General features: G+C 60.6%; 12 protein-coding genes. 7 read left to right on the forward strand and 5 right to left on the reverse strand.

The genetic code is table 11. From position 1 onward, the window contains the following. Positions 1 to 16: 16 nt before the first annotated feature. Both GT753_RS07590 and GT753_RS07595 read right to left on the reverse strand, forming a co-directional pair. On the reverse strand, positions 17 to 1,186 hold the full coding sequence (locus GT753_RS07590) for a cupin domain-containing protein (RefSeq protein WP_160125451.1): 1,170 nt from the start codon (positions 1,184 to 1,186) through the stop codon (positions 17 to 19). Positions 1,187 to 1,477: 291 nt separating this feature from the next. After that, positions 1,478 to 2,389, reverse strand: a complete 912-nt coding sequence (locus GT753_RS07595; RefSeq protein ID WP_099981618.1) for a LysR family transcriptional regulator — start codon at positions 2,387 to 2,389, stop codon at positions 1,478 to 1,480. Between the two features lie 103 nt (positions 2,390 to 2,492). Between GT753_RS07595 and GT753_RS07600 the strand changes: the two genes are divergently transcribed. Together GT753_RS07600 and GT753_RS07605 are read left to right on the forward strand one after the other, a co-directional pair. Continuing rightward, positions 2,493 to 3,059, forward strand: a complete 567-nt coding sequence (locus GT753_RS07600) for a chromate transporter (protein ID WP_015377810.1) — start codon at positions 2,493 to 2,495, stop codon at positions 3,057 to 3,059. Then, positions 3,056 to 3,577, forward strand: a complete 522-nt coding sequence (locus GT753_RS07605; protein WP_041922337.1) for a chromate transporter — start codon at positions 3,056 to 3,058, stop codon at positions 3,575 to 3,577. The genes GT753_RS07600 and GT753_RS07605 overlap by 4 nt, the downstream gene beginning before the upstream one ends. 4 nt (positions 3,578 to 3,581) lie before the next feature. Here the strand turns inward: GT753_RS07605 and GT753_RS07610 are convergent, their stop codons facing one another. Further along, a complete protein-coding gene (locus GT753_RS07610; protein WP_004940750.1) occupies positions 3,582 to 3,935 on the reverse strand; it encodes an AprI/Inh family metalloprotease inhibitor in 354 nt (117 codons plus the stop codon). A 411-nt stretch (positions 3,936 to 4,346) separates the two neighbouring features. Here GT753_RS07610 and GT753_RS07615 point away from each other — a divergent pair, with 411 nt between their 5' ends. After that, complete coding sequence (locus GT753_RS07615; RefSeq protein WP_160125452.1) at positions 4,347 to 5,963, forward strand: serralysin family metalloprotease; 1,617 nt, start codon at positions 4,347 to 4,349, stop codon at positions 5,961 to 5,963. Between the two features lie 42 nt (positions 5,964 to 6,005). On the opposite strand, the gene GT753_RS07620 is transcribed toward GT753_RS07615, so the two are convergent. Then, a complete protein-coding gene (locus GT753_RS07620; protein WP_015377814.1) occupies positions 6,006 to 6,653 on the reverse strand; it encodes a dihydrofolate reductase family protein in 648 nt (215 codons plus the stop codon). 69 nt (positions 6,654 to 6,722) lie between these two features. After that, positions 6,723 to 7,727 carry an alpha/beta fold hydrolase gene (locus GT753_RS07625; RefSeq protein ID WP_118892063.1) on the reverse strand — a complete coding sequence of 335 codons (1,005 nt, stop codon included), beginning with the start codon at positions 7,725 to 7,727 and terminating at the stop codon, positions 6,723 to 6,725. A 234-nt stretch (positions 7,728 to 7,961) separates the two neighbouring features. Between GT753_RS07625 and GT753_RS07630 the strand changes: the two genes are divergently transcribed. The 4 genes from GT753_RS07630 (at position 7,962) to GT753_RS07645 (ending at position 13,716) form a co-directional block, all read left to right on the forward strand. Beyond that, positions 7,962 to 8,393 carry a DcrB-related protein gene (locus GT753_RS07630; protein WP_004940742.1) on the forward strand — a complete coding sequence of 144 codons (432 nt, stop codon included), beginning with the start codon at positions 7,962 to 7,964 and terminating at the stop codon, positions 8,391 to 8,393. A gap of 31 nt (positions 8,394 to 8,424) precedes the next feature. Next, positions 8,425 to 12,711 carry an RHS repeat-associated core domain-containing protein gene (locus GT753_RS07635; RefSeq protein ID WP_160125453.1) on the forward strand — a complete coding sequence of 1,429 codons (4,287 nt, stop codon included), beginning with the start codon at positions 8,425 to 8,427 and terminating at the stop codon, positions 12,709 to 12,711. Between the two features lie 8 nt (positions 12,712 to 12,719). Next, on the forward strand, positions 12,720 to 13,094 hold the full coding sequence (locus tag GT753_RS07640; protein ID WP_230199816.1) for a hypothetical protein: 375 nt from the start codon (positions 12,720 to 12,722) through the stop codon (positions 13,092 to 13,094). Positions 13,095 to 13,257: 163 nt separating this feature from the next. Further along, entirely contained in the window at positions 13,258 to 13,716 is a 459-nt protein-coding gene (locus GT753_RS07645; protein WP_075686905.1) for a hypothetical protein, read from the forward strand. Positions 13,717 to 13,861: the final 145 nt, after the last annotated feature.

Here is a 13,861-nt window from a genome sequence, read left to right on the forward strand (position 1 = left end):
CTCCCTCGCCGCGGCGTCAGCGGCTGCGCCGCGACATCACCCGCTTGTCTTTCGGCCGATCCCGCCAGTCCTCAACCTGATTATTGAAGTTATCCGCCAGCAGGTAGGCCGGGGTTTTCGCCAGCCAGTCGGACAACGAAATATCCTGATAAATGCCGTTGTCCATCACGATCAATACCTTCAAATCCTCATCGCCGATGTTCTCGATGTAATGGCCGAAGCCCTGCGGCACGTAGCCGACGTCTGAAGGGGCGTACTCTTCCGTCTGCGCGTGGCCGTGCGAGCTGAACACCGTCATTCGGCCTTTGCCGGAGATATAGTATTGCCATTCGTTGGCATTGGGGTGCCAGTGCAATTCCCGGATCGCGCCGGGTTTCACGATCTCGATGATGCCGGTCATGGTGGTGGAGATGGGGAATTCTTTCGACGACACCAAATGGACGCTGCCCGCGTCATTTTCAAAGAACGGCTTTTGCTTCATTAATTCATAACGGTGGGTCAGCGGGGCGTTATTTAATCCGCCGTCGTTTTTCGGCAATGGCAAGGCGGGCGGAACGGCGCCGCCGACAATATAAGCTTCACCCTGTTTGGCCTTGGAAAATACCGCCGCCGGCATGTTGACGCTTTTTTCCAATACCTCTTTCGGCATATGCGCCACCCAATCGGTGATGCTGAAGGTGCCGAATTCGGAGAAATGGCCGTTATCGAACGCCAAAATAAAATGCGCGCCGTCCGCCAACGCCTGAATGGAATGGCCGTAACCTTTTGGGAAATACCAGACGTCGCCGGGCCCGAAATCCGCCACTTCGCATTTGCCCTCGGGATCGAGAATGGTGATGCGCGCATGGCCCTCCAGCATAAACGCCCATTCGGCGGCGATGGCATGCCAGTGCAGTTCGCGCACGCCGCCCGGTTCCAGCGTCATGTCGACGCCGGCCACGCCCTCGGAGATCGGGAATTGCTCGACGGTGGCTTCGCGCGCCCAGCCGCTGGGCAGGCTGCGCTTTTTGCTATCGGTGAATTTGTATTTATAGAGATGCTGCGCATCGGCAGGCGGCTGATAGCTGCTGGGGGGCACGATATTGCGATGGTCGTCGGCAGCGGCATTTTTGGCGATGCCGCCAATCATGCCGGCGGCGGCCGCGCTGACGGCGGAGACTTTCAATATATCACGACGCGATAGCATAGCATTTTCTCCAATATAAAGCCGTGCGCCTGCAGAAGCAGGCGACAGGGAAGGCGCGATCGCCATTGAAATGATTTTTGTCATCGGCGGAAATAGGCTGTGACCCTTAAATCCTAGCGGCTGGAAGGTATTGCGTAGGCGCTTATTTGTTTGCGTTTGTTACTAAGTGAGAGCGGGTTTAATTAATTAACCGGAAGTTGAATAGTCATTGGGTGGAATTAATTTTAGTCGCCGGATAATTTAAATAAATAATAAACGAACGTCATTTTTTATTGGCCGTTCGGGCTATTTTTATGACTGCCCCACGGTCTCCAGCACCAGTTGCCGAAAGCGCTCGACGATCGGCGAGGCCGGACTGCGCCGTAGCGCCAGGTAAAGCGGGGCGCTGAGCTGCGCCTCTGCGGCGAGAGTGCGGTAGACGATGCCGTCGCCGCCCAGCCGCCGCATGGAACCGGGCACGATGGACACCCCCAATCCGGCGCCGACCAGGCTGAGGGTGGCCGGCAGGCGCGGCGCTTCCTGCACGATGCGCGGGCTGAAGCCGGCGCGGTGGCAGGCGGCCAGAATGGCGTCGTACAGCCCCTGGCCGGCCGGGCGGCGATAGAGAATAAACGCCTCGTGGGCCAGTTCGGCCAACGGCAGCGGCTGCTGCGTCTCATGCGCCAGCCGATGGCCCAGCGGCAGGGCGACGATCATCGGCTCGCTGAGCACCGGCTCGACGCTCAGGCCGGGAATGCCGTTGGCCGGCGAGCGCACGAAGGCGGCGTCGAGGCGCTGTTCCAGCAACGCCTCCATCAGTTCGCCGCTGCCGGCCTCTTCCAACTGAGTCGTGATGCCCGGCAGGATGTCGCGGTAGCGGCGCAACAGGTTGGGCACGAACGGGTGCAGCGCGGCGGAACTGGTGAAACCGATAGCGATGTGGCCCTGCTCGCCGCGGGCGGCGCGCTGCACCGCTTCCCGCAGGCGTTCGGCGCGCGCCAGCAGGGCGCGGGCTTCTTCGAACAGCACACCGCCCGCTTCGGTGACGCGCACGCCGCGCGGCAATCGTTGTAACAACTTCACGCCCAATTCATCTTCCAACCCCTGCAACAGGCGGGTCAGCGGCGGCTGCTGGATAAACAGCCGCTCGGCGGCGCGGGTGATGTTGCCTTCTTCCACCACGGTGACGAACGCCCGCAGGCGACGCAGTTCAATCATAACCATACCTCAAAGGTATCTTTCATTGTTCCGGAATGCATTAGACATCATGGCACGGCGGCGCGCATGATACCAGACATCAAAACAAGCGATGTGGAACGGCAATGTCATGTCAGATATCAATACGATAAAACCGCACCCGGCGGCAGCGCCGGGCAACGCGGCGCTGTTTTTGGGCTTTCTGTGGCTGGGGTTGATCGGCTTCGGCGGCGTACTGCCGATGGCGCGCAGCATGTTGGTGGAGCGCCGGCGCTGGCTGAGCGGCGAACAATTCACCGAGCTGCTCGGGCTGTGCCAGTTTCTGCCCGGCGGCAACGTGATCAACCTGTCGGTGGCGGTGGGCATGGAGTTTCGCGGGCTGCGCGGCGCGCTGTGCGCCTTGTTGGGCCTCATCAGCGCGCCGACGGCGATTGTGGTGGGGCTGGGCGTGGTGTACGCCCGCTTCCAAAACGATCCTCATGTGCAGCATGTGTTCGCCGGTCTGGCCGCCGCCGCCGCCGGGTTGCTGCTCTCGACCGGGATTAAGATGCTGCTGCCGCTGCGCGGCAAGTGGGCGGCGCTGGCGATTGTGGCGCTGGCGCTGATCGCCATTGCCTGGCTGCGCCTGCCGCTGCTGCCGACCATGCTGGTGCTGGCGCCGCTGAGCATTCTGCTGATGTGGCGGTGGCCGTCATGAGCGGGGTGTTGATGGCGTTGGCGTTGATTTTCACCGAGCTGTCTCTGCTGGCGTTCGGCGGCGGCATGACCATTCTGCCGGAGATGCAGCGGCAGGTGGTGGAGGTGCATCAGTGGATGAGCGCCCAGGAGTTCAGCGCGCTGTTCGCCATGGCGCAGGCCGCGCCGGGGCCGAACATGATGATCGTGCCGCTGGTCGGTTGGCACGTCGCCGGTTGGGCGGGGCTGCTGGTGTCTTCGGTCGCCAAGTTCGGGCCGTCTTCCATCGTTACGCTATTGGTGATGGGCGCCTGGCGGCGCTTTAAGGATCGCCCGTGGCGCCGCATCGTGCAGGCCGGGCTGGTGCCGCTGACCGTGGGGCTGGTGGTGGCCAGCGGCCTTTTGATCGCCGAGGCTTCCGCGCCCAATTGGCGGCTGGCGGCGATCGTGGCGCTGGCGACGGGCTTGAGCATGAGCAAGCGCCTCCATCCGCTGTGGGTGCTGGCCGGTGGCGCGCTGCTTGGCTTGCTGTTCGCCTGAAGGATTAGCGCGGGATCAGCACAAAGCGCGAAGGGCCGTTGCGGTCGATCAGCTCATAGCGCTTCGGCGCGGTCAGGGCCAGAAACGCCACCATGCTCCCTTCGGCGTCGGTCAGCGTCATGCCGTCCGGCGTTGGCCGCCAGGCGACCGGCAGCGCGTGCAGCGCCAGCGGCTGCAGGCATTCGGCTGAGGCGCTGAAGCGGAAGGCGTTGGTGTTGGCTACCGCTTCGTCGCTCAGCTGCACCTCGCAGACGGTTTTACCGTCGCCGATGGCGGCGAGCTGCCAGTCGCCCTTCAGCGCGGCGGGTTCCAGCAACGGCAGTGAACTGCCCAGGGCACTGCTGCACAATACGCTCATAATGACTCCTGTCAGGCTGGCGCGGCGCAAGGCGCGCATAAGTAAATGGGTTGGCATCGGGTCACTCCTTTCGGCTGTCCGTTCACACCTTAGCACGTTCCCGGCAGGATGATGAGGCAAGGATTAGGTTTTTTAATCCTCGATAATTCTGATCTAACCGGCGATAACATGCCCAAAAAGACGAGTCATTAGCCCGCCGATACGCTTATCTTTCTCATTAATACTGCGCTAATACAAATCGTTATGATTATTTCCGCCTTAACGCCCGGAGCGGTGATGCGCGGCGGCGTGGGCTCGCGCCGTCGGGGTTAATTACTATACTGGTCAATCCTAAGCCTTGGCTTAGATTAGAACGACTGATGAATAGTCTTACAAAGCGAGTGGATTCCTACTGTGTAAAAGGAGAATGCAATGAGCAGTCGCCACAACGACATTTTGCAAGATGACGATGAGTTCACCAGCCTGGCCGCCACATCCCCCAACGATCACAACTATCAGTTTTACTATCACCAGCCCGGCAGCCCCTATGACGGATTGGGCTACGGCGCGCTGTTCACGCTGGACAACGCTAACCTGTACAGCAACCAGCGCGGCGGGGCAGCCATCAACAACCTGGGTAAAATCCGCGATAACTTCAGCTTCGATCGCGCCGCCGATCAGCTGACGCGGCCGGGCCTGACGCACAACGGCGATCAGGCGTATCACCAGCCGGTGGCGCTGACCTATTCCTTCCTGACGCAGAGCGCGCTGAACCGCATCGGCCAGACCGGCGACGGCGACAAGGGGCTGCAGCCGCTGACCCTGGCGGCGCAGGCTCAGGCGCTGAAATCGATGCAGGCCTGGGCCGATGTGGCGAACGTAACCTTTACTGCGGCGGCGTCCACCGACATCAACCACCGCGCGGATATTACCTTCGCTTACTTCACCCAGCGCGCCGACGGCAGCACCGCCGCCGGCAGCGGCCCGAATGCCATCAACGCTTACGCCTATTACCCGCCGAGTTCCAAAGCGGGCAGCGATAACGCCTTCGCCGGCACGGTGTGGTTCAACAAAAACTTCGCCACCCATAAGGCGCCGGTTAGCGGCGACTTCAGCAGCCAGACCTTCACCCACGAGCTGGGGCATGCTCTGGGGCTGGCGCACCCGGGATCTTATGACGCGTCGCTGGGCAACCCGAGCTACCAGAACGATGCCGCCTATTATCAGGATTCGTTGCAATACTCGATCATGAGCTATTTCAACGCCGGTTACACCGGCGCCGACACCAAAGGGGTGTACGGCTATGGCCCGATGGTGGATGACATCGCCGCGATCCAAAAATTGTACGGCGCCAACATGAGCACCCGCACCGGCGACACGGTGTACGGCTTCAACTCCAACACCGGGCGCGATTTCCTGACCGCCACGGCGGACAACGGCAAACCGGTCAACTTCGCGGTGTGGGACGCCGGCGGCAACGACACGCTGGACTTCTCCGGCTACAGCCAGCAGCAGATGATCAACCTGAACGACGGCGCGTTCTCCAGCGTCGGCGGCGGCACGCAGAACGTCGCCATCGCGCGCGGGGCGATCATCGAGAACGCCATCGGCGGCAGCGGGCGCGATGTGATCATCGGCAACGATCAGGACAACCTGCTGGCGGGCAACGCCGGCTCCGATATCCTGTACGGCGGTCTGGGGGCGGATCATCTGTGGGGCGGCAAAGACGCTAATAACTTCACCGACTATTTCGTCTATCTCAACGCCAAAGAGTCGACGTTGGCGGCGTTCGACGTGATTGAAGACTTCGAGCACGGCATCGACAAGATCGATCTCTCCGGCCTGCGCTTCAACAACAGCCTGAGCGAGCTGCGCTTTATCGACAGCGGCAGCGCCTTCAGCGGCCAGAAAGGCGAGATCCAACTCAACTTCGACGCCTTCAACGGCACTACCGATCTGTTGATGAACACCCAGAGCAACAGCTACGCCGCCGACTTCAAGATCCACGTGGTCGGGCAGGTGGAGCAGAGCGATATTCTGTTTGCCTGAGGGCGAGGAAGGAAAAGAGAAAAGGGCCGAACGGCCCTTTTTTTACGGCTGGGCCGCTGCGCTTTCCACCGTGAAGTCGCCGGTGGCCACCTCGCCGGCGCGGCGGTAGTGGGCCACGATCACGCCGCCGGGCGAGACCACCGATTGGGTCAGCGTGAAGGCCGCCGGCGCGGCGTTGTCATCGAACAGCCGCTTGCCTGCGCCGAGCAACACCGGGTAGGTAAGCAGGCGCAGTTCGTCCACCAGATCGTTGGCCAGCAGCTGTTGCATCAGGGTGCTGCTGCCCTGCACCAGCAGCACCGGCCCCTGGGCGCGCTTCAGCTCGCGCAGCCGGGCGATGATGTCCCGCCCCAGCCACTGGCTGTTCTGCCACGCCAGCGTCTCGCCGTGATGAGTGGCGACGTATTTGACCGCCTGATTGAACGTGCGGGCGATATCGGCCGAAAACGGGTCAGCCTCATCGGTGATCTGCGGCCAGTAACCGGCGAAGATATCGTAGGTGCGCCGCCCGAGCAGCAAATCAAAAGGCGCCGAGAAAAGATCGCTCATCGTTTCCGCGACGGCGTCATCCCAGTAGGGGGCGGTCCAACCGCCGAAGCGAAAGCCGCCGCTGCGGTCTTCGTCCTGCCCGCCGGGCGCCTGCATCACGCCGTCGAGGCTGACGAACGCGCTGGCAATAATCTGTCGCATGGCTGTCTCCTGCAATTGAGTGCCAGCTGAAAGTTTAGCCGCCGTGCAGCGGCCGCGCCAACCGGCCGCTCAGGGTTGCAGCGCCTTGAGCAGCGCCTGATGGAAACGCTCCGGCTCCTCCATTTGCGGCGCGTGGCCGAGCCCGGCGAACTCGATCAGCGTGGCGTGCGGGATCAGTTTCGCCGCCTGTTTGCCTAACACATCATAATGCCCGATTTTGGCCTTGACTGCCGGCGGGGCGATATCGCTGCCGATGGCGGTGGTGTCGGCGGTGCCGATCATCAGCGTGGTGGGCGTTTGCAGATCCTTGAACTCGTAATACACCGGCTGGGTGAAGATCATGTCGTAGATCAGCGCCGAGTTCCACGCCACCAGGCGATGGCCCGGCCCGTTGTTCAGCCCGGCCAGCATGTCCACCCAGCGATCGTACTCCGGCTTCCAGCGGCCGCCGTAGTAAGTGTGCAGCTCATAATTGCGGATGCTCTCAGCGGAGGTGTTCAGCTCGCGCGCGAACCACTGATCGATGCTGCGCCACGGCACGCCTTTCGCCTTCCAGTCCTCAAGGCCGATCGGGTTGACCATCACCAGCCGTTCCACCGCCTGCGGGTACATCAGGCTGTAGCGCGTGGCCAGCATGCCGCCGGTGGAGTGGCCGATGACGATGGCCTTGCTGATTTTAAGATTCTGCAGCAGGCCGTGGGTATTTTGCGCCAGCTGCTGGAAGCTGTACTGGTAATGCGCCGGCTTGGTGGAGGAGCAAAAGCCGATTTGATCGGGCGCGATGACACGGTAACCGGCCTTGCTCAGCGCCTTGATGGTGTCCTGCCAGGTGGCGGCGCAGAAGTTTTTACCGTGCAGCAACAGCGCGGTGCGGCCGTTGGCGGTGCCTTCCGGCGGCACGTCCATATAGCCCATTTTTAACGGCTGCCCCTGCGAGGTGAAGCTGAACTGTTGCAACGGGTAGGGGTAGTGAAAGCCCTGCAGCTCCGGGCCGAACGTCGGCGTTTCGGCGGCGCCGGCGGCGAACGCGGCTAGCGCGGCGCACAGCAGCGCGCTACGGGTGAATCTCAGCATCCTGATCTCCTGAAAAACGGACGAAAGCCGAGTATAGCCATAATCGGCGCGGCGGCGCGCCGGTGGATTCAGATAATTCTGTAATATGACGGTTTGATTCCCGGCCAGATTCCGGCACCGCTCTTTTGCACAGTGAACGCGGTCACGCCGCGCAACATTCGCCGTATCTGATGGTTTTATTTCAAGGCTAAGTTATGCGATGCTTAAGCATTATTTATGCAAAAGGATCCTCGCATGTCCGCTTTATCCCGCTGCGCTTTTAGCGAAGGCAGCGTCGCTTTGCCGGAAGGCTATGCCGATCGTACGGTCAACGTCCTGTTGGCCGGCGATGATGTTTCCCCCTCAGTCAATATTTCCCGCGATGCGCTGCAGCCGGCGGAGAGCCTGGAAGGGTACGTCACCCGCCAGCTCGATGCGCTGGCGCAGGGGCTGAAAGGCTGGGCGTTCAAAAGCCGCGAACCGGCGACGTTGGGCGATGGGCTGGCCGCCGGTGAGTGGGTGCGCGCCAGCTACCTGCGCGACGGCAAACGCATCTGGCAGAACCAGGCGGTGTTCGCGCTGGCGGAGGGCCGGGTGCTGGTGTTCACCCTGGCGATGGCGCGCAAGCTGACGCCGCAAGACGACGCGCTGCTGCAGCAGGTGCTGAGCAGCTACCGGGCGGCATAACGATGAACTCTTTGCGTAAAAGGAACTTACGATGACCGAAGCGGCTCGCGTCGGCGATACCATCGGGCATTCCCATGCCCTGGCCGGCATGATTGCCGGCACCCTTGTCGGCGGCCTGATCGCCGCCGCAGGCGCGGTGGCGGCGGGCGCGCTGTTCGTTGCCGGCCTGGCGGCTTCCTGTATCGGCGTCGGCGTGCTGCTTATCGGCGCCAGCCTGGCGGTGGGGTATCTCACCGGGGAGGCGGCCACCGCGGCGCGCGACGGCATTGCCGACGCCGGTGCCGGTAGCCTGACCCCCAAAGGCAATATCGTCACCGGCTCCGCCAACGTCTTCATCAACGGCAAACCCGCTGCGCTCGCCACCAACAGCCAGGTGGCCTGCAGCGACGACGGCCCGAGCATGCAGATGGCGCAGGGCTCCGATAAGGTCAGCATCAACGGCCAGCCCGCCTCGCGCGTGGGGGACAAAACCAACTGCGACGCGCAGGTGATGGAAGGCTCGCCCAACGTGTTTATTGGCGGCGGCACCGTCACCACCTTGCCGATCAAGCCCGAAGTGCCGGATTGGCTGTACAAGGTCTCTGACCTGACGCTGTTGTTCGCCGGCCTGGTGGGCGGCGTGGGCGGCGCCGCCGGCAAGCTGGGGGCGCTCGGCAAACTGCTGGGCAAGCTGCCCGGCATCAACAAACTGGCGCGCATCGCCTGCCGCGCCGGCACCCTGATGACCGCGACCGCCGCGGTCGGCATTATCGCCCGGCCGGTGGATATCGTCAGCGGCCAGAAATTCCTCGACGGCGAAGACGATCTCGATTTCGTGCTGCCTTCGCGGCTGCCGGTCGCCTGGCAGCGCTATTGGCGCAGCGGCAACCCCGGCGACGGCGTACTGGGCCGCGGCTGGAACCTGTTCTGGGAGAGCAGCCTGCAGCCGTATCAGGACGGCCTGGTGTGGCGTGCGCCTTCCGGCGACTTCGTCGCTTTCCCTATGGTGCCGCGCGGCCATAAAACCTACTGCGAAGCCGAAAAATGCTGGCTGATGCACAACGACGACGGCAGCTGGCAGCTGTTTGACGTCGGCGAACAGATTTTCCACTACCCGCCGCTGGCGGGCGACCAGCCGAGCCGGCTCAGCATGATCACCGACGCCATCGGCAACGCCACCTCGCTGTTCTACGACGACGAGGGGCTGCTGAGCGAACTGGTGGACAGCGCCGGGCAGCGCCTGATGTGCCGCTATGCACAGGGCCGTCTGCGCGAAGTGGCGCTGCAAACCGCCGACGGTGAACGAACGCTGGCGCGTTATGGTTACGATGAGCAGGGCCAACTGACGACGGTGAGCAACCGCGCCGGTGAGGTGACGCGGCGCTTTGGCTGGCGCGACGGCCTGATGATCAGCCACCAGGACGCCGCCGGGCTGCTGAACGAATACCAATGGCAAGAGATCGACGGCGTGCCGCGCGTGACGGCCTACCGCAACAGCGCCGGGGAATCCCTTGAGTTCGGTTACGACTTCGCCGGCGGGCGCCGCAGCGCAGTGCGCGGCGACGGCAAACGGGCGGAGTGGCGGCTGGATGACGACGACAACGTGGCGCAGTACACCGATTTCGACCAGCGCCGCTACGGTTTTATCTACCAACGCGGCGAGCTGTGCAGCGTGCTGCTGCCCGGCGGCGCGCAGCGCCAGAGCGAATGGGATCCTTACGGCCGCCTGCTGTCGGAGACCGATCCGCTCGGCCGCGTGACGCGCTATCAATATTCGCGCAACAGCGGCCGGCTGTTCGCCGTCGCCTACCCGGACGGCAGCAGCGAAGCGCAGCACTGGGACACGCTGGGGCGCCCGACGCGCTATGTCGATGCGCTGGGCAACGCCACGCTGTACCGCTATCCGGATGACGAAGAGAGCCTGCCCGCTAGTGTGATCGACGCGCTGGGCGGGGAAGTGAAGCTGGAGTGGGACGCCCGCGGCCAGCTGACGCGCTACACCGACTGTTCCGGCAGCGTCACGGCTTATACCTACGATGCGCTGGGGCAACTGACGACGCAGACCGATGCCGAAGGCCATCAGACGCATTACCGATGGGATAACGGCGGGCGCCTGCACACCCTGATCCACCCGGACGGTGGCGAAGAGCGCTTTAACTGGAATGCGCACGGCCAGCTGGCCGAGCATCAGGACGCACTGGGCAGCCTGACCCGCTGGCAGTACAACGCCCTGGGGCTGCCGGTCAGCATCACCGATCGCATCAACCGCACCCGGCGCTATCACTACAGCCCGCAGGGCTGGCTGACACGGCTGGAGAACGGCAACGGCGGCGAATACCGCTTCAGCTACGATGCGGTGGGCCGCGTGCTGACCGAAGAGCGCCCGGACGACACCCGCCACGATTATCGCTACGGCGCGGCCGGGCTGCTGGAGGAGCACCGCGAGGTCGGCCTGCCGGGCAGCGCAGGTGAGCTGACGCAGCGCGAACAGCGCTTCCGCTTCGACGAGGCGGGGCAGCTGGTCTGGCGCGGCAACGCCAGCGCGGAATGGCATTACCGTTTCGACGCCATGGGGCGGCTGCGCGAGCTGAACCGCCTGCCGACGGCGAGCGGCGCGGCGCTGGGCATCGAGCCGGACAGCGTGCAGATGCGCTATGACGCCGCCGGGCGGCTGCTCGGCGAACAGGGCGTGAACGGCGAGCTGCAATACCAGTGGGATGCGCTGGCCAACCTGCAGGCGCTGACGCTGCCGCAGGGCGATCGCCTGCAGTGGCTGTATTACGGCTCCGGCCACGCCAGCGCCATCAAATTCAACCAGCAGGTGGTGAGCGAGTTCACCCGCGATCGCCTGCACCGGGAAACCGGCCGTAGCCAGGGCGCGCTGCAGCAGCAGCGGCGTTACGACGCCATGGGCCGCCGCAGCTGGCAGAGCAGCGCCTTCGGCCACGATAAACTGACCCGGCCGGAAGACGGCGTGCTGTGGCGCGCCTATCGCTACACCGGCCGCGGCGAGCTGGCCGGGGTGAGCGACGCGCTGCGCGGCGAAGTGCACTATGGTTACGACGCCGAAGGCCGCCTGCTGCAACACCGCGAACCCAATCAGGGCAAACCGGGCGCACGGCTGGTGTACGATCTGGCGGATAACCTGCTGGGCGAACGCAGCCCGCAGAGCGACATCGACGCGCACCTGCCGCTGGCGCCGATCGCCGACAACCGCCTGACGCACTGGCAAAAACTGTTTTACCGTTACGACGCCTGGGGCAACCTGATCAGCCGGCGCAACGGCCTGTACGAACAGCACTACCGCTACGACGCCGACAACCGGCTGGTGCAGGCGCACGGCCGCGGCCCGCAGGGTGAGTTCGAGGCGCAGTATCATTACGACGCGCTGGGCCGCCGCAGCCGCAAAACGGTGCGCTATAAGGGCAAAACCGAACAGACGACCCGTTTCCTGTGGCAGGGCTACCGGTTGCTGCAGGAGCAGCGCGACGACGGCAGCCGCCGCAGCTGGAGCTACGATCCGGCCAGCCCGTGGAGCCCACTGGCGGCGCTGGAGCAGGCGGGCGACAGCCGCTCGGCGGATATTTACTGGTATCACACCGATCTGAACAGCGCGCCGCTGGAAGTGACCGACGCAGCGGGCAACCTGTGCTGGTCCGGGCAGTACGACACCTTCGGCAAGCTGCAGGGCCAGACGGTAGCCGGCGCGGCGAAGCGGCAGGGCGTGCAATACCAGCAGCCGCTGCGCTACGCCGGGCAATATCAGGACGACGAAAGCGGCCTGCACTACAACCTGTTCCGCTACTACGAACCCGAGGTGGGGCGTTTCACCACGCAGGATCCGATAGGGCTACGCGGCGGGTTGAACCTTTATAGATATGCTCCAAATCCTTTGGGATGGATAGATCCTCTAGGACTTAGTGGCTTAAATAGCCTTCAGCAACAAATTGATGAGATTCTATTGGAACATCTTCCTGCTATACAGAAGATAGATCCAAACGCAACCGTTGGATATAGAGGTAGTGCTGCAAGTGGAATAAGTAAGTCCCATGATCCTGCGATTGCTAGACCTATTAACATGAATGATTTCGATGTTGATGGATTTATTAAGTCGGATTACTTAGCTAGTTCACCTGAGTTTAGGAACAGACGCCGGGACGCATCTAAGCTTGGGGGGATGAAATCAATAGAGGAGTCTATCGATTCGAAGTTAAGGCAGAAATTCCCAGGGTTAAGAAATGAACCATTTGGGTTTAGGGTGTTCTACACCCATGAGTTAGATGATCTGGCTAGAAAAGGCGACGTCCAAAGAAGGTTAGGGCGTTCCGGATGTTCATGAAATGGAGAATGGCTGTGAACGAGAATAGGCAATTAGGTATTTTATTATTGGAAGACATTCCATTTGATAAGCTGCTTATTAAGCTGGAAAGGGCGTTTGGTGTTTCACTTCCTTGTGAAGATGATAAGGGGCGCTATGTGGCAAAAGCAGAACTAGATGATTATAATATAGAGGTTATAGATAGAGTTGATAGATTAGGGGATGTTCTTTGTGATGATAATCATGTGATCGACGTGAAAATAAAATCTAATGATTTTTTTAATCCAGACTTTGAGAGAAAAATAAAAAAAATACTAAGAGATGGAGATGTGAAGTGGAAGGATGGAATTTGGACTAAGCTTCATAGGGATGAGGATTATAGAGTCGTCTATCCTGACTCTTAGTGTTCACGTTAACAATGTAACCATTTCTAAATCTGCGTTAGAGCCGACAATTCTCAGTCGGTTCTAAATATCTAGAGTAAAAAAGTATCTAAAAGCAGGTTTGATAATTTTGAAATATCCATCCATAAACATTGATAAATCATTTTATATTACGGTATCTAACATGATTGATTTTAACGCTAGGATTGTGTCTGGTGTTTCCATAGGGAATGTCGTTCTAAATGAAAATATTTCATTATATATTAATGAGATGCAATCCAGATTTAGCGTTAAGATTAAAAATCACTCCCTACCTGACGGGAGTGAGCGAAAGTCATATACAGTCGATAATACCTTATCCGTCATAACTGATAAAGACGGTGTCATTTTGTCACTTGGATGTAATGCTCATTACCAAGGGGGCTACAATGGAATCATATTCCCCGGAATGGAAATAACAGATATAATCAAGCTGACGATATCACAGAAAATATACAATGGTTCAATAGTTATTAATGATGACTTTGGTATTTCGTTTATCCTCCCATGCCCATATGATGAGATTGCCGATGCGATAAACGATATTCCTGGCGGGGTGATAATAAACGAAATTTTCGTATCTGATTTTTCATTCTGGCGTTAGCTTATGGAACATATGAGTGAATTTAGTGAGAATATAATTAAATATGGGGTGGTGATATAATTGTTACTGGCTACATAGATTCGGATACACCACCGTTTTTTCATCCGATGTATGACAGGGTTTACTTTATATCCGGTGAGGTTAT

The sequence above is a fragment of the Serratia sp. Z4 genome, assembly GCF_009900725.1.
GTDB classification, from domain to species: domain Bacteria; phylum Pseudomonadota; class Gammaproteobacteria; order Enterobacterales; family Enterobacteriaceae; genus Serratia; species Serratia nematodiphila.